20 protein-coding genes are annotated in these 22357 nt (G+C 68.8%); 9 read left to right on the top strand and 11 right to left on the bottom strand.

The window, feature by feature from the left end:
* The coding region (locus tag VF697_RS14265) for a DNA (cytosine-5-)-methyltransferase (protein ID WP_331095242.1) at positions 1-1032 on the top strand (1032 nt) is incomplete at its 5' end.
* Positions 977-1501, top strand: coding sequence for a very short patch repair endonuclease (locus tag VF697_RS43490; protein ID WP_414641289.1), 525 nt, complete (start codon positions 977-979; stop codon positions 1499-1501). The genes VF697_RS14265 and VF697_RS43490, both read left to right, overlap by 56 nt.
* 3 nt (positions 1502-1504) lie before the next feature.
* On the opposite strand, the gene VF697_RS14260 is transcribed toward VF697_RS43490, so the two are convergent.
* Both VF697_RS14260 and VF697_RS14255 read right to left on the bottom strand, forming a co-directional pair.
* Complete coding sequence (locus VF697_RS14260) at positions 1505-2119, bottom strand: hypothetical protein (protein WP_331095241.1); 615 nt, start codon at positions 2117-2119, stop codon at positions 1505-1507.
* 144 nt (positions 2120-2263) lie between these two features.
* Positions 2264-3088, bottom strand: coding sequence for a hypothetical protein (locus VF697_RS14255; protein ID WP_331095239.1), 825 nt, complete (start codon positions 3086-3088; stop codon positions 2264-2266).
* Between the two features lie 268 nt (positions 3089-3356).
* Here VF697_RS14255 and VF697_RS14250 point away from each other — a divergent pair, with 268 nt between their 5' ends.
* Positions 3357-4487 carry a zinc ribbon domain-containing protein gene (locus VF697_RS14250; RefSeq protein WP_331095237.1) on the top strand — a complete coding sequence of 377 codons (1131 nt, stop codon included), beginning with the start codon at positions 3357-3359 and terminating at the stop codon, positions 4485-4487.
* Positions 4488-4556: 69 nt separating this feature from the next.
* Here VF697_RS14250 and VF697_RS14245 read toward each other — a convergent pair whose 3' ends face one another.
* The 4 genes from VF697_RS14245 to argG form a co-directional block, all read right to left on the bottom strand.
* A complete protein-coding gene (locus VF697_RS14245; RefSeq protein ID WP_331095236.1) occupies positions 4557-6398 on the bottom strand; it encodes an SIR2 family protein in 1842 nt (613 codons plus the stop codon).
* Positions 6399-6413: 15 nt separating this feature from the next.
* Positions 6414-7568, bottom strand: a complete 1155-nt coding sequence (locus tag VF697_RS14240; RefSeq protein ID WP_331095234.1) for a DUF1624 domain-containing protein — start codon at positions 7566-7568, stop codon at positions 6414-6416.
* A 75-nt stretch (positions 7569-7643) separates the two neighbouring features.
* On the bottom strand, positions 7644-8600 hold the full coding sequence (locus VF697_RS14235) for a Vps62-related protein (protein ID WP_331095232.1): 957 nt from the start codon (positions 8598-8600) through the stop codon (positions 7644-7646).
* 80 nt (positions 8601-8680) lie between these two features.
* Entirely contained in the window at positions 8681-10030 is a 1350-nt protein-coding gene (gene argG / locus VF697_RS14230; protein ID WP_331095229.1) for an argininosuccinate synthase, read from the bottom strand.
* Positions 10031-10099: 69 nt separating this feature from the next.
* On the opposite strand from argG, the gene VF697_RS14225 reads away from it, so the two are divergent.
* The 5 genes from VF697_RS14225 to VF697_RS14205 all read left to right on the top strand — a co-directional run bounded on the left by VF697_RS14225 (position 10100) and on the right by VF697_RS14205 (position 15011).
* Positions 10100-10708: a hypothetical protein gene (locus tag VF697_RS14225; RefSeq protein ID WP_331095227.1), complete on the top strand. Its 609-nt coding sequence runs from the start codon at positions 10100-10102 to the stop codon at positions 10706-10708.
* Positions 10705-11091, top strand: coding sequence for a hypothetical protein (locus tag VF697_RS14220; RefSeq protein WP_331095225.1), 387 nt, complete (start codon positions 10705-10707; stop codon positions 11089-11091). The genes VF697_RS14225 and VF697_RS14220 overlap by 4 nt, the downstream gene beginning before the upstream one ends.
* Positions 11092-11179: 88 nt before the next feature.
* The gene (hutU, locus tag VF697_RS14215; RefSeq protein ID WP_331095223.1) at positions 11180-12835 is read left to right on the top strand and encodes a urocanate hydratase; all 1656 of its coding nucleotides are present in this window, start codon (positions 11180-11182) and stop codon (positions 12833-12835) included.
* Between the two features lie 6 nt (positions 12836-12841).
* Positions 12842-14107, top strand: coding sequence for an imidazolonepropionase (gene hutI / locus VF697_RS14210; protein ID WP_331095221.1), 1266 nt, complete (start codon positions 12842-12844; stop codon positions 14105-14107).
* A 70-nt stretch (positions 14108-14177) separates the two neighbouring features.
* Positions 14178-15011: a class II glutamine amidotransferase gene (locus VF697_RS14205; RefSeq protein WP_331095219.1), complete on the top strand. Its 834-nt coding sequence runs from the start codon at positions 14178-14180 to the stop codon at positions 15009-15011.
* 27 nt (positions 15012-15038) lie between these two features.
* On the opposite strand, the gene VF697_RS14200 is transcribed toward VF697_RS14205, so the two are convergent.
* Positions 15039-17366 carry a hybrid sensor histidine kinase/response regulator gene (locus VF697_RS14200; RefSeq protein WP_331095217.1) on the bottom strand — a complete coding sequence of 776 codons (2328 nt, stop codon included), beginning with the start codon at positions 17364-17366 and terminating at the stop codon, positions 15039-15041.
* Positions 17363-18568, bottom strand: a complete 1206-nt coding sequence (locus VF697_RS14195; RefSeq protein ID WP_331095215.1) for a hybrid sensor histidine kinase/response regulator — start codon at positions 18566-18568, stop codon at positions 17363-17365. Before VF697_RS14195 ends, VF697_RS14200 begins: the two co-directional genes overlap by 4 nt.
* A 157-nt stretch (positions 18569-18725) precedes the next feature.
* Between VF697_RS14195 and VF697_RS14190 the strand changes: the two genes are divergently transcribed.
* Positions 18726-19664, top strand: a complete 939-nt coding sequence (locus VF697_RS14190; RefSeq protein WP_331095213.1) for a hypothetical protein — start codon at positions 18726-18728, stop codon at positions 19662-19664.
* A 7-nt stretch (positions 19665-19671) separates the two neighbouring features.
* Here VF697_RS14190 and VF697_RS14185 read toward each other — a convergent pair whose 3' ends face one another.
* From VF697_RS14185 to VF697_RS14175, 3 genes are all read right to left on the bottom strand, one after another.
* A complete protein-coding gene (locus VF697_RS14185) occupies positions 19672-20853 on the bottom strand; it encodes a HAMP domain-containing sensor histidine kinase (RefSeq protein ID WP_331095211.1) in 1182 nt (393 codons plus the stop codon).
* Positions 20853-21386, bottom strand: a complete 534-nt coding sequence (locus tag VF697_RS14180; RefSeq protein WP_331095209.1) for a methanogen output domain 1-containing protein — start codon at positions 21384-21386, stop codon at positions 20853-20855. Before VF697_RS14180 ends, VF697_RS14185 begins: the two co-directional genes overlap by 1 nt.
* A 123-nt stretch (positions 21387-21509) precedes the next feature.
* Positions 21510-22357 (bottom strand): acyl-CoA dehydrogenase family protein (locus VF697_RS14175; RefSeq protein ID WP_331095208.1); only part of this gene is annotated, 848 nt, incomplete at its 5' end.

Below are 22357 nucleotides of genomic sequence, written 5' to 3'. Positions count from 1 at the left end.
GCCTTGCCGCCTGAGGTGAACCTCGTCACCGCGGGATTCCCGTGCCAGGACCTCAGCCAAGCTGGAAAGACCGCTGGCATCGAGGGGGCCCGGTCCGGGTTGGTGGGGGAGGTATTCCGGCTCGTTGAGCAGAGGCCAACCCGCTGGATTCTCCTGGAGAACGTTCCTTTCATGCTCCAGCTGTCCAAAGGCCGGGCCATGGAGGTCATCATCGCGGCGCTCGAACGGCTGGAGTACCGCTGGGCCTATCGGGTGGTGGACTCGCGGGCGTTCGGCGTCCCACAGCGCCGCGAGCGCGTCTATCTCCTCGCGTCCCGCACTGAGGACCCTCGGACGGTACTTTTCGCAGACGACGAAGGGGAGCCCAAGGAGTTCAAGTGGTCCCGCTCGCGTGCCTTCGGGTTCTATTGGACCGAGGGAACGCGCGGATTGGGAGCGGCTGTGGAGGCTGTCCCAACACTCAAGGGAGGCTCCACCATTGGTATCCCGTCGCCTCCAGCCATCGTCCTGCCCAGTGGACAGATCGTCACCCCGAGCATCAGGGATGCCGAGCGAATGCAGGGCTTCCCGCTCGACTGGACGGTTCCTACGTCGAACGTCACCCGCCCCTCCCACCGCTGGAAGCTCGTGGGGAACGCAGTGACGGTGAATGTCGCCGAGTGGATTGGGGACCGCCTCGTAACGCCGGGCAGCTACGACGATTCAGGGGACACCCGTCTGCGCCCAGAAACAAGTCCGTGGCCCCGAGCAGCCTACAACGTCGGGGCGGGTCGGTTCATCGCCGCAGTGTCCGCCTACCCCCGTCACGTCGAGAGGGAGCCACTCCATAAATTCCTGGAGCAGCCCCGACAACTTCTCTCCGCGAAGGCGACCCGGGGCTTTTATGGCCGCGCCAAAGCGAGTTCGTTGAACTTCCCACCGGGCTTTTTGGAGGCCGTGAAGGCTCACCTCGACCGAATGGAGCACGCTGCTGCCCATGCCACCGACGCCGAAGCAACCAGCGAAGCGGAGGACTCGCAGGCCGTCGCCTGAGGCCATCGCCGCAGAGCACGGCCTCGTGGTGGACCCGGAGACTTCCGCCCGTCTCGGGAGAATCCGGCAGAAGAACACCCGTGCAGAGGAGCAGCTCCAAGACCTCCTGCGCGGGCTCGGCCTGACTTTCGAGACGAACAACCGTGATCTCCCCGGCTCTCCAGATGTCGCCAATCGCAGAGACCGGTGGGCTGTTTTCGCTCACGGGTGCTACTGGCACTCCCACCGGGGCTGCCCGCGCGCCACAGTGCCCAAGAGGAATCGCGAGTTTTGGGAGGCCAAATTCGCGGCCAACCGGGCCCGTGACGCGCGTGTCCTTCGCTCGCTCCGTCGGCAGGGCTATCGGGCGGTGGTGGTCTGGGAGTGCCAACTTCGCTCCTCCCCAGAGCGTATCAGCCAAAGGCTCGCGCACTTGCTGGTCGGGAGCAGAGGACGAGGAGCCGAGGAGTCCTCAAAGCTCGTCGAATGATTCTCAGTCGGCGTACTCGAAGCTGGGGTTGTTGCGCGCATCGTATACAAAGCGGACCTGCTCGACGAACTGCGCGAGAGTGAGCGTGTTATTGGGCATCCCGCGTCTCGGTGGCGCGTTCCGTACATCGAAGAAACGCACCGCTCCCTTTGTGGGCCCGCCCGGCTCATAAAGCGCGACAAACGCGGCTTCAAACAATTCAGGTTCGCCAATAGGGAGAACGCGACCGGCGCGAAAGCGCATGCTCCTGACCGCGGCGGCAAACGAAGAGGGCGAGTCCTTCTGCGTTTCCAGTTCCATCGCCGCATCCATGGGGAGGAACAGAACGGACACCAAGACGGCGTAGGGCTGCCGCACATGGTAGTCCATGGCCTCCGCGCGCAACTCGTTGTCGATGCGTGTGAGGTTCTTCGTAAAGCGGTTCGACGCCTTGTCAGGGTGGGTTACGGTCTTGATGGAGACGCCGAGGCCCAGTCCGAGTTCAGGGGTGCTGTAGTTCACGTCGAGTTTCTTGACGCCCTTGGCAGTCCGAGCTGGCTGCTCCTGTCGCTTTCCTCTCGGGTCCGGCGTGATGCCCCTGAAATCCGGGCGGAGGGAGTTGGCGATGAGGGTGGCCAACGCGCGGGAGAACCGCTCGGCGTAGTTCTTCTTCTCATCTCGGGGCGCGTCGGCCGAAGGACGCGGCGCAGCTCTCTTTAGAGCCGCCGCGATGTCCTGGGGTCTTTTGAGTCTCCGTGCGCCCTTCCTCGGTTTAACCATGGGTCAGCGGGCTGGGTAGCGACTCTCGTAAATCTGGACTGCGCGCCGGATCATCTGGTCGTAGTGGTCCATCTCGTTGCTCTGTGGCGCCGGAGAGGTCGTCACCAGTTCCACGGCACTCCCGTCGTTCGCACAGGAGACGACCGTGATGCCGATGGCATCGAAGCCCGGCTCGGATTGGCCAACCCGTCGAGGCAGTTCGCGAACCTTTTGGACGACCCGCTTGGTATCGTCCGGCTGCCTGTGTCGGGAAACAGCGTCGAGGCCCGGGCTCTGGAACTGCTCCGAGAGATTGACCATGACGAGCCCCACTGCGACGGCCAACTCGGTGTTTCCATGGATGGTGGCGTGCGAGGAGTTCAGTTCGTCGTAAAGACGGGGTAGCGCCTTCACATGCGCGGTCATCGCGGCCTTGGCTTCCAACGCGATCCTCACGGTTCCCACGGGGGCCTCAGGTACGTCTGGCAGGCTGTCGAGCAGGCGCTGCTCCTTCTTTGAAGGGCTGATGCCATAGCGCTCGATGAGGCCTCGAAAACTTCCGTAGCGCTTTCCCGACACAGGAGTGCCGGGGGTGCAGAGGACGAGATCCAGGTTCTTCTTCCGGTTGAGCCGGAAGTCCACCATCTCGTGGTTGATGCCGAAGGCGACTTTGCCGGTCCGAACGTGCTCGGCCAAGACATCGGAGGTCTGGAGCAAGTCGAACAAAATGCCCCAGCAGGCCACTTTGGAATGGCGGTCGCTGCGAGGGTGATACTGCCAGCGCTCCCCCTTCGTGCCCATCGCCGCAGGCACACTGAGCGTTCTGGCGAGGATCTCGGGTCCGTGCATGGCCGCATTCTCCCCTATTTTTCGAGAGCGCTGGGGGAAACCTGAATCTGGGGCGGGAGCGCATCGGGAAGCGTCACGCCGCGCTGCGGGGAGAGACCAAACCCTGGAGACTTCCTCGAAGAAGGCCTAGTTGCCTGCTCCCTTCGAGAGCTGTGGCTGATGCTCGGCCCCTAAAGAGGCCTGTGGGCGAGCCTTCCCCGGGAAATCCGCTAGACTCCAAGCCGCATGACCCCAGGGCCCGAGGCCCGGGAGCCGGAGGCCGTAGCCCATGCGGTGCAAGGAGTGCGGAGAGATCGCGCAGGATCGCAACCTGCGCTACTGCGAGAACTGCGGGGCGAAGATGCCCACGCCCCCACCGGGAGCGGTCCGCCGGACTTCGCCCGGAGTCGCCGCCCCCCAGACGACGGGCCGCGTCCGGAGCACGGCGGCGGCCCGAGCCGTCCCCGCCCGGGACGAGGCCGAGGACACGGATCCAGGCCTGCGCGCGGTGCACTCGGGGGACGTGGACGAGCACACGGATCCAGGCCGGTCCGCGTCCCCGCCCTATGACGGGCCGGTGTGGCTGGCGCACGTGCCGGGACACTCGCCGAGCGTGGCGGGCGTGGGGCTGCTGGCGGTGGGGCTGGTGCTCTCGATCCTCCCCTTCTTCGCGGGGGTGGGCCCCTTCTGGTCGCTGATGGTGTTCGTGGGCGGGTGGCTGGTGACGGCGCGGGAGCTGCGCGCGGCCGGTGAGAAGCACCCGCTGGTGGACTGGGTCCCCCCTGCCCTGCTGCACCCGGCGGTGCCGGCGGTGTACGCGGCGGTGACGGCGGGGCTGGCGATCCGGATGCTCGGCATCGGCCTCACGCCGTTGCTGTGGCTGGGGGGCGCGGGGCTGCTCGGTCATGACCAGTACCGCAAGGTGTACGTGGGCGAGGAGGGCGTCGGTCGCTTCTTCGAGCCGCGCCAGTTGCTGCGGGGGATGGCCCCGGTGGCGCTCGGAGGCGTGGCGCTGTGCCTGGTGGCGCTGTTCCTCACCTGGACGCCGGTGAAGGGCACGCGGTATTCGGGCTCGGCGCCGGTGCCCCAGGCGCCTCCGCAGCTGCGCGTGGTGGATGCACCGCGCCCCTCGAGCGATTCCGTCTACAGCTTCTTCGACGAGAGCTACGACACGGGCTGGGACCTGTCGTTCTCGATCACCCTGGAGATGCTGCTCCTGGCGGTGCTGGCCTTCATCGCGCTGCGCCCGGAGATTCCCAGGCCCGAGTGGACGCGCTTCGTGCCCCTCGGCGTGGTGGTGCTCGGCATCGTCTGGACGCTCGTGAACGGCGGGCTGGCGATGGGGCCCCTGCTGTTCCTGACGGGACTGGCCGCGGTGGGCTTCACCATGGTGTACCGGGCCTTCACGCGAGCGGAGTGACGTACGGCAGTGAAGAACGCGACCGGGAGGCTGGTGGGTCTCGGAATGGGTCAGCCCGAGACTCCGCGTTCAGCGCGGCGAGAAGATGACGAGCGAGGTGGGCGCCACCATCAGCTCATCCTCGCCCGAGGAGGGAATGGGCTCCGTGCTCGGCCTGGGGAGGATCTCCGTACGCCACCGGGCGGGCTCCAGGCCACAGAGCGTCTTGATGTCTCCCACGGTCGTGGGACCTCGGACGGTAACCGCCTGGATCTCCGGCGTGCCCGCGGCATCCCGGATGTCGACCCAGATCTTCGTCACGTCCGAGGACAGGATCTCGGAGACCGGCACCTTGCCGGAGAGGATGGAGAGCCACACCGCGGACTCGAAGACATGCAGCTCGAGTGTCTCGATGACGAGGTTGGACGTGCTGGCGAAGAACTGGCGGATGCCCACGAGCGTCTGGACGAACGGGTGGAGCTGATGCCAGAGCCGCAACCTGCCTGACGCCACGGGCCCCAGGTGCACCTCGCGGAACCCGGCCTCGTTCGCGGCGCGCAGGACGGCGCACACGGCCTCGGGGATGATGCCGAGATCACGGCGATCCGCCTCTCTGGTGGAGTCCCTCCGGTCCCGCGCGGAGACGCCGAGGATGGGAGCATCGCCGTACTGGTAGACATAGGAAGGCGCCGCATCGAGTCCCTTCCAGAGCGCCGCCTTGGGGTCCGCCACCAGGCCCGCCGCCGTGGACTTCTCGAGCAGGGCCCTGGCCTGGCTCCCCACCAGCGGAACGTTTCCCTTGTCGCGTCCCAGGCTCGCGATGACGCACCTCCCGCCCCCCGGTGAAGGCACGGGCAGCTCGGCGTAACGCAGCTTCACCCGGCGCACCCCGCCCGACGGTGGACGGGGACCATCGGACAGGGAGAAGCCGAGCTCATCCGCCATCCACGCCACGGGCCGGCGGCTCGCGGACGCTCCAGTGGGGACCGAGGGCGTGAGGAGCCGCTCGGACAGGGCCCCGAGCCACTCGGGGATGGCGCTGTAGTCCTCGTAGAAGATGGGGACGACCCCGAGCCGGGTCTGGAGGAACTGAGGATCGAACGCCTGCCGCTGCTTGCCCGGCAGCAACGCGAAGTGGGGATGCGGCCCGGGACCGTAGTGGTGGGTGATCTCCCCGAAGAGGTTGACGAGGTAGTCCTCCAGCACGCTGGACCCGAGGAACAGGAACGAGCGCCGGTGGAAGACCTCGGCGAAGGCGCGCCGGAAGTGGGGCTGGGCGTTGGTCGCGTTCTGGTACTGCTGGTGACCCACCACCAACTGGTCCACCAGCTCGTCGCGGCGACGCGACTCCGGGACGCTCTCCTCGGGCGGAGCCGCCTGTCCACCCAGGAAGCCCTGGACCGCCCAGAGGATGGGCTGCGAGGGAGCGTCGAGGGAGCGGATGACCTTGTGGCAGTCCTCCACGCTCCGCCCGAGCACCTCGGTCGCCCCCAACCCCGCGTTGGCGTGCCGCACCCGGCTGCTCTGGACGACGAGGTCGTCGTAGTTGGTGGTCAGCACCAGGGGCCACGGCAGCCGTGCGAGCGCCTCCGTCTGGGGAGGAATCGGATCAGGTCCGGTCGAGCCACCCCGGGCCCGGAGGGCACGACGGTAGGCGTTGGCGCGCTCCTCCACGTTCCGCGGGCGCAGGCGGTGGACGGCCTTGTCCGCGAGTCGATACAGGTCCGAGGGGATGAACCGCTCGAAAGTCCCCGTCCGCAGCGACTCGGGGACCTCGACCCCGGCCTCATCGGCCAGCTTCACCAGGAAGCTCAACCAATCCGTGCAGACAGGCCGGCTCATGCCGGAGCCGATGAATGGGACGAGCACGCCCCGGCGGTACCCATCGACCAGGTGCGGAAGGATGTCATCGAACGTCATGGACTCGCGCATGGCGCCCCGCTCCTCTCAGACGTACCGGGTCCACCCGTGCGGGTGGGCCGCCTTGTAACGCCGGTACCAGGCGCACACAGGGTAGAGCACCACCAACCCGAGCCCCGTGGCCAGGAACGTCGCGCCCAGGCCGAGCTGCTTCTTGACGCCCAGCACCGCCGCCGTGCCCTCCAACAGGTGGACGTGGAGCAGGTAGAAGAACAGCGCCGTCTGTCCCAGCACCCGCAGCGGCTCGAGCATCTTCACCTGACCCCAGCGAGCCTCCACCCACCAGAAGCCCGCGAGCAGGAGCGCCATCAAGCCCAGCTCCAGCGCGGCGTAGGACAGGCTCGGCGGGTACTTGCTCACGTGCAGCCACTGCACCAGCGAGCCATCGTCACGGAAGAGCAGCATGTTGCCGTAGCCATTCAGGCCGCGCACGAGCACGAACACCGCGAGCGCCGCCACGCCCCACCCCACCAGCCGCCGGAGGGCCTGCTCACGTGCATCCGCCAGGGAGCGCCCGAAGACCCAGCCCAGGCACATCACTCCCAACCAGGGCAGCAGCGCATAGCCGGCGATGAGCTTGCCCTGGGCGAAGAACCCGATACCCAGCAGCAGCGTCACGGGGAGCGAGGGCGGCTGCCCCGGAGTCTCCAGCAGTCCGCGGATCAGCTCGCTCCCGGCCAGCAGGAACAGCCCCAGCCCCAGCAACGTAGGCGTTCCCAGACGGCGCAGCGGCACCATGCACACCATGCCCACGCCCAGGGCGAACATCACCTGCAGGAGGAACTGGCCCGGCTGAAGGAAGACCCAGGACATCCACAGCGGATCCACCAGGGCGATGAACAGCCCTCGCCGCAGGTGGAAGCCATCCAGGCTCCGGGACGACTCGCCGGCATTCAGGCGCTTGTGGAGGGACAGCGCCAGCGCGGCCCCCGCCAGGAAGACGAAGGTGGGCGCGCACAGATGGGTCACCCAGCGCGTCAGGAACTGGTCGACCGGCAGTGACGTCCCGGGCGTCCAGGAGATCGCCCCATCACTGCGAATGCGCCCGGCGTTGAAGGCCCCCGAGGCATGGTCGAGCATCATCAACACCATGACCAGCCCGCGCATCCAGTCGAGCGCGATCAGCCGGTTCGACGCAGCGGGAACAGCCATCGGCACGGGCCCGGGGGCTTCGAACCGCATGGGGGAAGCATTCATGGGTGGCACACTACGCCAGCTGCATGGCGCCGAGCATGGGCCCGGCGCCACGCGGCGGCGTCAGTAGGTGTTCCAGGAGCCCTGGAAGGACGGACCCTGGACGCCGCTCGTGGCATCCGTCTCCCCGATCTCGCCCCAGCGGCCGCCGTACTTGATGAAGTTCTGGCCGTTGCGGGGCGCGCCCTTCTCGCCCACATTCACCCAGTTGTTCCACGTCTGCCACACCGGGCCGCCCTCATAGCTGTGGTCATCGAAGCCCGGCACCTCGGTCGGATACGTCCCCGCGGTGGGGTAGCTCGCGTGAGAGCCGTCCGCCGAGTAGACGATGGGGTGCGTCCCGTTCCACTTGAGCTGCGAGGCCGTGTAGCGCTTCCCGCCGCTGTGCGCCGCGTACCAGGCGGAATAGAAGTTGCCGGCCGAGTCGGTGGTGACGGTGATGTGCTCCCAGTCCGACTCGTGATTCACCGACGCATAGGAGTCGTTGTACGGGTAGAAGAACCAGTACTGGAGGTCGTAGCCGCCCGCGACGAGCGCGCTCTTCTTCGAGTGCACGTACACCTTCCACTCGGTGGAAGGCGCTCCGTTGTGCACGGCATCATCTGGCGGCTGGAGGAAGAACTCCTTCCGCGACGTGTTCGAGGAATAGACGGTGCTGGTGTGGCCGCAGAACGTGCCCTTGGTGGCATGGGACTGCGTGGAGAGGTTGCTCTGCGTGGGCGTGGCCAGCGCGAGCACCTGGCAGTCCGGACACCCCGAGTGGTCGAAGCGCATGTGCACGCGGGCGAGGTACCAGTCCACGTTGGCCGGCCGCGTCCAGTCGATGGAGAGCGGGGCCAGCCGCACCTCGGGCGCGAACTTCGCGGCGAGCTGATCCTCGAAGGCATCGTCGATGCCGTCCGCGTCGGCATCCACGATCAACGCGTCCGTGCGCTCACCGAGCACCGCCTCCTCTTCAGCGAGGGGGCCGCACGAGGCGAGCGTCAGGGTGGAGAGCAGCAACAACCGTCCGGTTCGCATGGGGGGAGCTCCTGACCGCCGGGGGTCATCCCCGGCTCGGGGCTCCTATATTCCAGGAAAACAGGACAGAAAGGAAAGCCTTACTCCTCGTCGCCGTCGCCCAACAACTGGGCGAGGCCGGTGCCGGGGGTGCCTTCCGAGAGGCGGCGGACGCTGGAGAGGTGGTGGAGGAGGAGGTTGCGGTTGTCGGTCACGGAGAGGTTCTGCATCTCCAGGGCGCCGATGCGGTCCTCCGGGGTGAAGGCGCTGGCCACCTTCTCCATGGAGAGCTTGTCCGGGTCGTAGGCCATGTGCTCGGCCTGGGTGTCGAGCAGGGTGTAGTCATCCCCGCGGCGCAGCTCCAGGGTGACGCTACCGGTGATGCTGGGGGCCACCCACCGGGTGAGCGAGTCCTTGAGCATCATCGCCTCGGGGTCGAACCACTTGCCCTCGTAGAGGATGCGGCCGAGCCGGCGGCCCAGGGTGAAGTAGAGGTCGGTGGTGTTCTCGTTGTGGATGGCCGACAGCAGGCGCTCGTAGACGAGGTGCAGCAGCGCCATGCCCGGGGCCTCGTAGATGCCGCGGCTCTTGGCCTCGATGACGCGGTTCTCGAGCTGGTCGCTCATGCCCAGGCCGTGGCGCCCGCCGATGCGGTTGCACTCCAGGAAGAGCTCGAAGAGCGAGGGGAAGCGCTTGCCGTTGAGGGACACGGGCAGGCCCTGGGCGAACTCCACGGTGATGCGCTCGGGGCGCACGTCCACCTCGGGGCGCCAGTGGGCCACGCCCATGATGGGCTGGACGATGGACATGCCCTTGTCCAGGTGCTCCAGGTCCTTGGCCTCGTGCGTGGCGCCGAGCACGTTGGCGTCCGTGGAGTAGGCCTTCTCGGTGCCCATCTTGTAGGGCATGCCGACGGACACCAGGTACTCGCTCATCTCCTTGCGGCCGCCGAAGGCGTTGACGAACTCGGGATCCAACCAGGGCTTGTAGATGCGCAGCTCCGGGTTGACGAGGATGCCGTAGCGGTAGAACCGCTGGATGTCGTTGCCCTTGTGGGTGCTGCCGTCGCCGAAGACGTTCACCCCGTCCTCGCGCATGGCCTGGACGATGGCGGTGGTGGTGACGGCGCGGCCCAGGGGCGTGGTGTTGAAGTACTTCTTGCCGCCCACGGACAGGTGGAAGGCGCCGCACTGGATGGCGACGATGCCCTCGCGCACCATGGCCTCGCGGCAGTCCACGAGCTTCGCCTGCTTCGCCCCGTGCTGCAGGGCCACGGGCGGGATGTCGGCGGGGTTCTTCTCGTCGGGCTGGGCGAGGTCCGCGGTGTAGGCGTACACGTCGAGGCCCTTGCGAGACATCCAGGCCACGGCGGCGCGAGTGTCGAGACCTCCCGAGAAGGCGAGGCCAATCCGGGTACCAGCGGGGGGCAGGGAACGATAGATGCGGCTCATGGCGCGGCGCGTGGTAGCACGGAACGGCCCTGACGTCCCGCGTCCCGTGCGAGCTACGCTGCCGCTCCCATGAAGGCCTCGATACCCGCCAGCAGCGGAGCCTCCACCGCCCTTCTCCTCATCCTTCTCTGCCTGTTCCCCGTACGGGGACTGGCGTCATCCCCAGCGGCGATGGCGCCCCTCCCCTCACTGGTACTCAGCCATCCTCCCCTCCCGGGAGACGAGTCGATCCGGGCCCGGCTCAAGGCCTGCATCCTCATGGGGGACCTCACCTGCGTCGTCGACCAGTACCTCCTGCTCAAGGACATAGGCCGGGTGCCGGGCTGGCTGGTGGCGTTCCAGAACGCCTTCGCTGTCGCCAACCGGAAGGCAGGCGAGTGTGAGAAGGTAGCGAAGGCCATTCACGAGGGGCTGACCCGGCTCGGTCAACGCCCGGAGTACCTGCGGCTCACCGTCGAGGGACACGTGAGGCTGTTGGGCTTCAACGAAACCTCCAACGGTGCCTTGCTCAGGAGCCATCAGGTTTCGATCACGGGGAAACATCTGGCGGTGAAGCTCGGGGACAAGGTCATCGACGCCTACACGGGCCTTGCTGGCTTGCCCCTCTCTGAATACATGACCCGGCTCACCACAGCGTCCACGAGCAAGATCCTCCACGAGGTGGTGCAAACGCCATGAGTGAAAAGCCAGTGGGCAAGGTAGAGCCGTTTCCCGAGGAGTGGCGTGGGCGCAGGGTCGGGCTCATGGACGTACTGCTCTATACCCGGCAGCGCATCCGCGAGAGGCGAGGACTCTGGTCCGTGACCGGATTCGACACGATCGAATCACTCGTCGCATTCACCATCGGCTGGGCATCCAACACGCAATTCAATGGTGGCGATGAGCCCGAGTGGCGGGAGTTCTTGGATTGGCTCGATGAAGTGAAGCATGAGTCGCCATACGAGGGCTGGCATGTGAAGTACCTGCGGGACTGCGACGGAGACCATGAGCGCGCGGCCCTGAAGTTCCTCGACTTCGCCGCGGAGTTTGTCGCCCTGCGGCGCAAGACGCCCTTCCCCTGACGGTCGCGGCAGGAGCCCCTCAACTCGGGCGCGCATCCCCCTCTGGCTTCGGCTAGGCTCCGCGCCCCGTCACCCTCCGTGGAGAACCATGTCCCGCACCATTCGCGCCCCCCGCGGTACGACCCTCTCGTGCAAGGGGTGGGTCCAGGAAGCCGCCCTCCGGATGCTGATGAACAACCTGGATCCGGACGTGGCCGAGCGCCCCGAGGATCTCGTCGTCTACGGCGGCATCGGCAAGGCCGCCCGTGACTGGACCTCGTTCGATCGCATCGTCGACGGTCTGCGCCGCCTCACCGACGAGGAGACGCTCCTCGTCCAGTCCGGCAAGCCCGTGGGCATCCTCCGCACCCACCCGGATGCCCCTCGCGTCCTCATCGCCAACTCCAACCTCGTGGGCAACTGGGCCAACTGGGACCACTTCTTCGAGCTCGAGAAGAAGGGGTTGATGATGTACGGCCAGATGACGGCCGGCTCGTGGATCTACATCGGCACCCAGGGCATCCTCCAGGGCACCTACGAGACCTTCGCCCAGGCCGGCCGCGTCCACTTCGGCTCCGATGACCTCTCCGGCCGGCTCGTCCTCTCCGGCGGCCTCGGCGGCATGGGCGGCGCCCAGCCCCTGGCCGCCACCATGAACAACGCCGTCTTCCTCGGCGTGGAGATCGACCCGACCCGCGCCCGGCGCCGCGTGGAGACGCGCTACCTCGACGTCGTCGCCAAGGATCTCGACGAGGCCATCTCCCTGGCGAAGGAGGCCCAGCACAAGCGCGTGGGCCGCTCCATCGGCATCATCGGCAACGCGGCCCAGGTGTTCCGCGAGCTGTACCGGCGCGGCCTCAAGCCGGACCTCGTCACCGACCAGACGAGCGCGCATGATCCGCTCAACGGCTACATCCCCGCGGACCTGTCGCTCGAGACCGCCGCCGAGCTGCGCCAGAGGGACCCCAAGGGCTACGTCGAGAAGGCCCGCAAGTCCATGGCCATGCAGGTGGAGGCGATGCTGGACTTCGCCCGCGCCGGCAGCCACGTCTTCGACTACGGCAACAACATCCGCGCCCAGGCGCAGCTCGCCGGGCTGGAGAACGCCTTCGACTTCCCCGGCTTCGTGCCGGCCTACATCCGCCCCATGTTCTGCGAGGGCCTCGGGCCCTTCCGCTGGGTGGCGCTCTCGGGAGACCCCGAGGACATCCGCCGCACGGACGAGGCGGTGCTGGAGCTCTTCCCGGAGAAGCAGTCGCTGCACCGGTGGATCAAGATGGCGCGCGAGCGCGTGGCCTTCCAGGGCCTGCCGGCCCGCATCTGCTGGCTCGGCTACGGCGAGCGCGCCAAGGCGGGCCTGCGCTTCAACGAGATGGTGCGCAAGGGCGAGGTGAAGGCCCCCATCGTCATCGGGCGCGATCACCTGGACTGCGGCTCGGTGGCCTCGCCCAACCGCGAGACGGAGTCCATGAAGGACGGCTCGGACGCGGTGGCCGACTGGCCCATCCTCAACGCGCTGGTGAACGCGGTGAACGGCGCCTCCTGGGTGTCCTTCCACCACGGCGGTGGCGTGGGCATGGGCTACTCGCTGCACGCGGGCCAGGTCATCGTCGCCGATGGCACCCCCGAGGCCGCTCGCCGCATCGAGCGCGTGCTCACCTCGGACCCGGCCATGGGCGTGCTGCGCCACGCGGACGCCGGCTACCCCGATGCCGTCGACGTGGCCCGCACCCGCGGCGTGCGCATCCCCGGCATCACCGAGTAACGAGCCATGGAAACCCTGGAGCTGCTGGTCCGCAACACGTCCGAGGTGCTCACCGTGGAGGGCTCGCACACCGAGCCCGCCGAGCGTGCCCTCACGCCCCGCCCGAACGCCTGCGTCGGCGTGCGCCGCGGGAAGGTGTGGTACGTGGGCCCCGAGGGCGGCCTGCCTCCAGGCGCGGTGGGCCCCTCCACCCGCGTCATCGACGCGCACGGCCAGTTCGTCGGCCCCGGCTTCGTGGACCCGCACACCCATGCCGTCTTCGCTGGCGAGCGCGCCTCCGAGTTCGACCTGCGCAACCAGGGCGCCACCTACCTGCAGATCGCCCAGGCCGGCGGCGGCATCGCCAACACCGTGCGCGCCACCCGCTTCGCCAACGAGGAGGATCTCATCCGGCTCGCCCTGCCCCGGCTGCAGATGATGCTGGAGTACGGCATCACCACCGCCGAGGTGAAGAGCGGCTACGGCCTCAACCTCCAGGACGAGCTGAAGATCCTCAAGGTGGTGCAGCGGCTGTCGGCGCTCCAGCCCCTGGAGCTGGTGCCGACGTTGATGTGCGCGCACGCGGTGCCGGAGGAGTACCGCGAGTGGCGCGAGGCCTACATGGACCTCTGCATCCGGGAGATCATCCCCACGGTGGCCGAGCAGGGGCTGGCGCGCTTCTGCGACGTCTTCGTCGAGCAGAGCGCCTTCAGCCTGTCGGAGTCGCGCCGCATCCTCGTGGCCGCCCAGAAGCTGGGGCTGAAGCCGCGGCTGCACGCGGACCAGCTCACCGCCGGCGGGGGCGCCGAGCTGGCGGCCGAGCTGGGCGCGGCCACCGCGGACCACCTGGAGAACGTCAGCGACGCGGGCATCCGCGCCCTGGCCGACGCGGGCGTCACCGCCGTGCTGGTGCCCACCTCCACCCTCTTCCTGCGCGTGCGGCCCTACGCCCCCGGCCGCAAGCTGCGCGAGGCCGGCGTCAACGTGGCGCTGGGCACCAACCTCAACCCCGGCTCCGCCATGAGCGAGAACCTGCCGCTCGCCATGGGGCTCGCCTGCCTGGAGAACGGGCTGACGGCCGCCGAGGCCTACTGGGCCGTCACCCGAGGAGCGGCGCTCGCCCTGGGTTTGAACACATACGGTCGAATCACCGTAGGCGATCCCGCGAATCTGGTCGTCTTTTCGTGCTCAAACTATCGGCACCTGCCCTATCACCTGGGAATCAACCATGCGCGCATCGTCATTAAAGATGGCCATGTGGTGATAGAGAACGAGCGGGCCCTCTGTCCGTGATGTCTGGCGGACAGCAGTGGCGCGACGGAACTTCCCGTCGGGGCCGGCCGTTATAACTAGACAAAGACCCATGTGCCGTCTCTTCGGCTTTCGCTCTGAGGTACCCGCCGCCGTCCATCCCTCGCTCGTCACGGAGAAGAACTCGCTTCTCCAGCAGTCGAGGGAGCACAAGGACGGTTGGGGCATTGCTTCGTACGAAGTGGGCGCTCAGCCCCTCGTCGCGCACGGGCTCGGCCCCGCGCACTGCGACCCGGACTTCGAGCGGGTGAGCAGCCGCGTGTCCTCGCGCACGGTGGTGGCCCACATCCGCCTGGCCTCGGTGGGCGCGATCGACAAGCGCAACACCCACCCCTTCACCTATGGCCACTGGTGCTTCGTGCACAACGGCACGGTGAAGAACTTCGCCCAGCACAAGGCCGAGGTGGAGGCCCTCATCCGTCCGGATCTGCTCGCCTCCATCCGGGGCACGACGGACACCGAGCGCTGCTTCTATCTGTTCCTCACCCGGCTGGCGAAGCTGCAGTCGCTCGACGGGCCGGCCTGCGTGGAGAAGGTCGCCTGCGCGCTGGCGGAGACGATGGGGATGGTGTCGGCGCTCACGGACGTGCCGGGGCAGGACCGCTCGTCGATGAACTTCCTCGTGACGAACGGGGACGTGATGGTGGCCACGCGGCGCAACCGCACCCTCTTCCTGTCGGACACGGCGCCCGAGACGCGTCGGCGTCCGCATGGCCTCGCGGCACCGCCCAAGCCGGGCATGCAGCTCGAGCAGCTCGTGGTCGCCAGCGAGCGGCTCTCGGGCGAGGACCACTGGCACCCCATCGACGAGGAGAACATCGTCGGCGTGGACAGCCGGCTCGTCTACCACCAGTGGAACGTGCAGGACCTCTGCGCGAAGCCCTGAGCACGGCACAGCGGAGGCCCACCTCCCTCAGACGGGGGCCTCGAAGCGACGCATCACCTCCAGCATCTGCCGCAGCCGCACCGGCTTGCTGAGGTACTCGTTCGCCCCCGCCTCCAGACACCGCTCGCGGTCTCCCGGCATGGCCAGCGCCGTGAGCGCGATGATGGGGATGGCGGCGGTGACGTGGTCCGCGCGCAGGACGCGGATGGCCTCCAGGCCGTCGAGCCGGGGCATCTGGATGTCCATCAGCACCAGCGCGGGCCGCACCTCGCGGCACAGCCGCACCGCCTCCAGGCCGTCCCGGGCGATGCGGACGGCGTAGCCGTGGGCCACCAGGTAGCCATGCAGGTGCCGGGTGTTGGCCTCGCTGTCGTCGGCGATCACCACGGTGCGCCGGGCGACGGAGTCCGACCGCCCCGGTGACGGGACGGGCTCGGGGCTCGCGCTGGTGCTCGGCGTCGGCTCCTCGGTGACGTGCGGGCCCACGGGGAGAATCGCCGTGAAGCGGCTGCCGCGGCCCACCTCGCTGTCCACCTCCAGCATCCCGTGGTGCAGGTCCACGAAGCGGCGCACCAGCGCCAGCCCCAGGCCCGAGCCCTCGTTCTGGCGCGCCAGCCCCGCGTCGAGCTGCACGAAGGGCTCGAAGATGCGCTTCACGTCCTCCCGGGCGATGCCGGGCCCCGTGTCCCAGATGGTGAAGGCCACCGCCTCCCCGCCCTCCCGGGACGTCACCTCCAGCCCGATGCGCCCTCCCTCGCGGGTGAACTTCATTGCGTTGCTCAGCAGGTTGAGGAGGATCTGCCTCAAGCGCCGCCGGTCCGCGTTCAGGTAGGGCACCTCGCCGTCGCTGGAGTACGCCACGGAGATCTTCTTGCGCCGCGCCTGCTCGCGCATGAGCCGCAGGCTCTCCTGGCACACCTCCTCCACGGGCACCTGCTCCCGCTCCAGCTCCAGGTGCCCCGCATTGCTCTTGGCGATGTCGAGCACGTCGTTGATGAGCGACAGCAGGTGCCGGCCGCTCTCCTCGACCGTCTGCAACGCGCCACGCTGCTGCTCCGTCACCGGCCCGAAGATGCCCTCGGCCAGGGCCTCGGCCTGACCCAGCACCGCGTTGAGCGGGGTGCGCAGCTCGTGGCTCATGTTGGCGAGGAACTCGTCCTTCATCCGAGCGACCTGCAGCAGCCGCTCGTTGGCCCGCCGCAGCTCCTGCTCCTGCTCGCGCTGCCTGCGCTCGGTGATGTCCAGGTGGCAGCCGGTGACGCGCATGGCCTTGCCCTGCTTGTCCCGCACCACCAGGCCGTAGCCGGCGATCCACCGCCAGGCGCCGTCCTTGGTCCGCATGCGGAACTCGTGGACGAACCGCTCACCGCGCGACGCATCCTTCACGTACTCCTGCACCGTCCCGAGCACGTCGCTCCTGTCCTCCGGGTGCATGCCGTCCGACCAGGTGGCGAAGGTGTTGGACAGCTCGTGGTCCTCGTAGCCGAGCTGCGCCTTCCAGACGGGCGAGTAGTAGACGTAGTCCTCGGCGATGTTCCAGTCCCACAGGCCGAGGCTCCCCGCCTTCACCGCCAGCTCCAGACGCTGGTTGGCCTCGTGCAGGAGCTGCTCCATGTGCATCCGCTCGGTGATGTCCACCGTGATGCCGAGCACGAACATCTCCCCGCCGGGAGCCTGGAGGGGACGCTTGAGCGTGTCGTACCAGCCGACGGTGCCGTCCGCCTTGGTGAAGTGCTCGAGCTGCCGGATCTCCGCCCCGGTGGAGAGCACGCGCTGATCCTGCTCGTCGAAGACCTCGAGCTCCTCCCCATGGGAGTGCACCTCCGAGGGGTGGTGCAGCACGAGCTCGTCCGGCGAGGAGCCGTAGGCGTCCGCCAGGGCCTTGTTGGCGAAGACGAAGCGGCCCTGGCGGTCCCTCACGTAGACGAGGCTGGGGTCCGCATCGAGGATCGCCAGCATGAAGGCGCGCTGCTGTCTGACGAGCTCCTCGTTCAGGCTGAGCAGCTTGCGGCTGATGCGGCGCTCCCAGGCGGCCGGCACCTCGTGGGACGACGCCTCCGGCAGCCAGAGGCTGACGAGCGCGCCACCGCCCACGAGCGGCTGGCTCCGCAGGTGCCACACAGAGGGCTCGTCCCCCTCGGACGTGGGCTCACCCCGCGCGAGGTCGAGGGAGTCGGGGCGTCCGGCCAGCAGCCGGCGTGACACGTCTTCTCCGAAGAGCTCCGCCAGCGTGCGCCCCTCCAGGACCGTGCCGAGCAGCCGCTCGTCCTTGCCGCAGCGAGAGAGGACGCGCCCGGCCTCATCGGTGACGAGCATCAGGGACGGTGAGGCCAGGGAGATGGGAGGGGAAGTCACGGCGTGGGCCTCGAAACGGAAGCGGAGGGGGTGGCGAGCGCCGGCACCGCCGGGATGTCCACCACGGCGCGAGTCCCCTGCCCCGGCTGGCTGTGGAGGTGGAGCTGTCCGCCCCACGACTCGACGAGCTGCTTGACGACGGGCAGCCCCAGCCCCGTGCCCTCGCCAGCGGGCTTGGTGGTGAAGAAGGGCTCGAAGACGCGGGCGAGCACCTCCTCGCTCATCCCGGGGCCATTGTCCTGGACCCACGCCTCGATCCGCCCTCCGGGAGCGTGGCGCACGCCGGCCTGGATCTCCGGCCGGACCGTCCCGGACAGGGCATCCGCGGCGTTGGAGAGGAGGTTGAGGAACACCTGCTGCGCATGCACGGGGCTGGCGTGGATGACACAGGGCGTCTCGGGCAGCTCGAGCGACAGGCGCACGTGCCGGGCGCGGCCGGTGAGGCGCAGCATGTCGCGCACCTCCCCCAGCGTCCGCCCCAGGTCGGCCTGGAGCGTGGCGTCCTCCTGCGGGCGGGCCATGCGCAGGATGGTGCGGGCCAGCTCGGTGACGTGCTGGGTCGCATGGGAGAGCATCTGGCGCGTGTCCGCGCCGTCCTCGGGCTCTACCCCGGCAGGCCACGCGGGCAGCTCGGAGACCGCGACCCGGAGAACCTGCGCGATGTTGTTCAGCTCGTGGCTCACGCCCGCGGCGAAGGTGCCGAGCGTCGCCAGACGATCCGCCTGGAGGATCTGCTGGCGCAGCTCGTCCACGGTGGCCTGGGCGCTGTCGCGCTGGGTGGTGAGGAGCTGGTGGTAGGAGCGCACCTTGAGGAGGTTGGCCACGCGGGCACGCAGCTCCGCCCCATGCACAGGCTTGGTGAGGAAGTCGTCGGCGCCGGCCTCGAGCCCGAGGACGACCTCGCGCCGCCCATCCAGCGCGGTGAGGAGGATGATGGGCAGGTAGTCCTCTCGCGAGGGCTGGCGCAGCCGGCGACAGACCTCGAGGCCATCCAGGCCCGGCATCATCACGTCCAGCAGCAGCAGGTCGGGGCTGGCCTCGAACACGGCGGCCAGGGCCTCCTCGCCGTTGCTGGCGAAGAGCATCTCGTAGCCCGCGGGGGACAGCAGGGCCGCCGCCGTCTTCCGACTGGCCGCGTCGTCATCGACGATGAGCACACGCCACGGACTGACACGGCGGGAAGCGGGCGCGGACGGAGGCATCGGACTCATTCGAGAAGTTTTAACATGGTGCCCCTCCCGGCCGCAGAGGGCCCCCGCCGCGGGAGGGGTCCCGCCGCTCGTGCGCTTTTGTCCTGTGCCGACAGATGATTCCACCGCTGCCACCGCGTGTCAGCGCGCCCCGCGCTAGCGTGCGGACATGGCCGAGTGCCCCTCTGTCCCCGCCCCACCGTCCGCCGCCGCGCTGGAGCCCTCCGACCCGCTCCTCCGCCTCAACGAGGCCTTCCGCGAAGCCTACGCCGCGCGCCGCAAGGCCGTCCTCGCCCGCCTGGGTCCGGTCATCGCGCAGATCGACGATCTGCTCATCCTCCGGCGGGGCAACGAGCGCCTCGAGGGCCCCGCGCGCACCCGGCGCTACCACGAGCTCAAGGCGATCAACCACATTCCCCTCGCCCTCCACGTGCTGCTGTCGGATCGACGCGGCGCGCTCGACGAGGCCATGCGGGGCCAGCTCACCCGGCTCCGGCAGCTCGTCACCCAGGCGGCGGCTGACCTGGAGCGCCGCGGCTTCACCCCGGAGCAGCTCGCGCGCCAGCACCGCCTCCTCGGGGCCTCGCTCGCGCTCCTCGACCGGGTGCTCGCCGAGGACAGCGTCACGCCCGAAGCGCTCTCCACCTTCACCCGCGCGCAAGTGCCGGACCTCATCCGCAACGCGGAGGACGCGGCGCGCGACCAACTGGAGACGATGCACGCCACCGTCGAGGCCTGGAAGCAGCGGATGACCCCGGAGGAGCGTGACGGGTTGCGCGCGGTGGTGGCGGTCTCGCACATGTCCCGTCCCGGGAACGTGGCCCTGCAATACTTCTCCGTCACCCTGGGGGAGCGCTGGGAGGGCCGCTTCGATCAGGAGGATCTCCATCCGGGCAAGCGCGTGCTGGCCGCCGAGACGGCCGTCGACGAGGCGGCGGCCTTCGAGCTGCTCGCCACCCACGCGCTGGATGCCAGCGTGGCCGTCCGCTTCTTCAGCGAGGAGAGCCGGATGCAGCGGGACCTGCTCGGGGACGCGGCGGAGCGGATCCTCGCCGACATGTTCCACAAGGAGCCCGAGCCGCCGACGCCACCCACCAGCGCTTCGTAGCGCGGCTTCACCGCACCGAGGCCGCCCGAGCGGGGAGCTGCCCGGCCTGGTCTCCAACCTGCTGGCGCGGCAGCCGCAGGGTGAACGTCGTCCCCGCCTCGCGCGTGGAGGACACCTCCACCTTCCCGCCGTGCGCGTGGACGATCTCCCGCACGATGTACAGCCCCAGGCCCAGGCTGAGCTTCACCGTCTCCTCCGTCTGTGCCCCCCGGCTGAAGGGCTCGAAGAGCTTCGGAAGCAGCTCCGGCGCGATGGGCTCCCCCTGGTTGTGCACCTCCACCCGGAGCTCGTCGTCCACCTCGCTCGTGCTCAACGTCACCGGCTGATCCGCCGCCCCGTACTTGAAGGCGTTCTCGACGAGGTTGGCCAGCACCTGGAAGAGTCGCTCGGGATCCACCATGCCCCAGGCGGGTGTGCCTCGAAGCTCCACCACGCGCTGGGGCCGCGTCGCCTTGAGCTCGTCCACCACCTGGGCACACAGCGCGTGAACGTCCAGCGGCTTCGGCCGCACCGGGATGCCCTTGCCCATCCGCGCCCACGTGAAGTCCACCAGCAGCCGCACCACCTGTTCGATACGCTGGCCGCCCCGCTCGATGCGATCCACCACCCGGCGGTTGCGCTCCTCCAGCTCGAGGTGCCGCAACTGCCGGGCGCTCATCAAAATGGCGGACAGGGGGCTGCGCACGTCGTGGCTGACGATGCCGATGAACTGCTCCTGCAGCTCCATGATGCGCCGCAGCTCCTCCTCCACCTGACGCCGACGGGTGACCTCTCGCGTCAGCTCATCCACCTTCCGGCTCAGCAGGCCGAAGACATTGCCCTGCTCCGTGTCGGCCACCAGGCGCAGCAGCACCAGCGGAGGCTGCCCGGTCCCACCCGGCTCCAGGCGCGCGCCCCGGCAGTTGCGCCGCACCTGCTCCCCGCTGGCCAACCGGAGCGTGAGCGAGCCCGGCAGCGGCTCCAGGCTGCGCGCGCACAGGCGCAGGTAGCCCGCCACCCGCTCCGGGAACTCCACCCCCAACTCCACGAGCCGACGGCCATGCAGTCCCGCCTCCTGCGACCCCAGGAGCGACCGAGCGGCCGCACTGCTGCCCATCACCACTCCCTCCACCGAGACCAACAACAAGGGCTCGGAGAGCAGGCGACAGAGCTGGGTGAACAGCGGGGGTACGGGAGGACCCTCGGCCATCACGTCTGCACGTACTCCCGTCCCGAAGCGGCCTGGGCCTCGGCCGTGGGTCGCAGGTAGACCACCACCCGGCAGCCGCCATGGCCCTGGGCAATCGTCTGCTCCAGCGAGACCTTCGCATAGCCCAGGTTCTCCGAGGCGATGACGCCAAAGACGTTGGACGTCATCATGCACATGGAGGGACGACCCACGACCTTCTCGGCGAACGGGCAGGCCCGGTTGCCCAGGACGATCTTCTCGTCATCCTGCTCGAGGATGAAGAAGTCCCCCTTGATACGGGCCTTGAGGTCCACCAGCACGTCCGCGACCTGCTCGCGCGAGAGCTTCGGCAGGGCCAGGGCCTTGCGATAGAGGGCGTTGATCTCCTCGCCCATGTGCTGGCCCACCACGCTGATGAAGCCCGAGGCTTCCTGGAGGCCCACCACTTCCTCCAGGGTGCCCGCCAGGTGGCGGATGAGCGTGCGCAGGAAAACATCCCGCTCCAGACCAATATCCTGCCCGTCGAGCGGTCGATCGCTTTTCGGAGTGTTCATGTGGGGCCTCATCAAGGAGAGAAGACCCAAGCAAACGCTTCGGACCGCCTCTCCCCTTCCCCATTGATGCCTCGGGCCTTTCCTGGATCGCCCAGTCTTCCAGGCCAGCGGGCGTCGGTGGCGTCAGAGCGTGACCGTGTTGGCGTCCACGCCGAGCAGCACCCCGCCGATGAGCTCCAGGGTGGACGGGGCCACCATGGCGTGCTGCGTGGCCACGTGGATGTCGCGCAGGCAGCGCTGCAACGGGCTGGCGCGGTAGACGGCCGTGCCCCCCGCGGCCTCGTACATCCGGTCCACCACGCGCGCGGCGCTCCGCGTGGTGTGGGTGTAGGCCAGCCGCAGCTCCGCCCGGTGGTGCAGGGACACCTCACGGCGCGTGGCGGCCTCGAAGGTGGTGTGGACGGTCTCCAGCAGGAAGGCGCGCGCGGATCGCAGGGTGGCCTCGGCCTCGGCCACGGCCTCCTGCACCGCGGGGCGCGCGGCCAGGAGCTGGCCACCGAACGCCATCACCTTCTTCTGGCGGGCCAGCGTCGTCAGCTCGTCGATGGCGCGGCGGGCGATGCCGAGCGCGACGGCCGGGATGCCCACCCCCAGCAGCCCGAAGGCGGGGAAGGCGTAGAGCGGCCGGTCGATGCGCGGGCGCTCGGTGATGAGGGACGTGCTCCTCTCGGCGGGCACGAAGATGTCTCGCACCTCCATGTCGCCACTGCCCGTGCCGCACAGGCCCGCGGCGTGCCAGGTGTCGTGCAGCGTCGCGTCCTCGATGGGGAAGAGGACGAGGCGCGTCTCGGGAACGCCCTCGCGCACCATGCGGGGGCGGCCGTCCTTCGTCACCACCACGCCCCCCACCAGCCAGCGGCAGTTCTGGCTCCCGCTGACCCAGGGCCAACGCCCGGTGACGCGATAACCGCCCTCGACGAGCTCGGCGCGCCCCAGGGGAGCGGCCACGCCTCCGGTGATGACGTCCGGAG

The sequence above is a fragment of the Archangium sp. genome (genome assembly GCF_036388035.1).
Lineage (GTDB): Bacteria > Myxococcota > Myxococcia > Myxococcales > Myxococcaceae > Archangium.
This window is presented reverse-complemented; position numbering and strand designations above follow the sequence as displayed.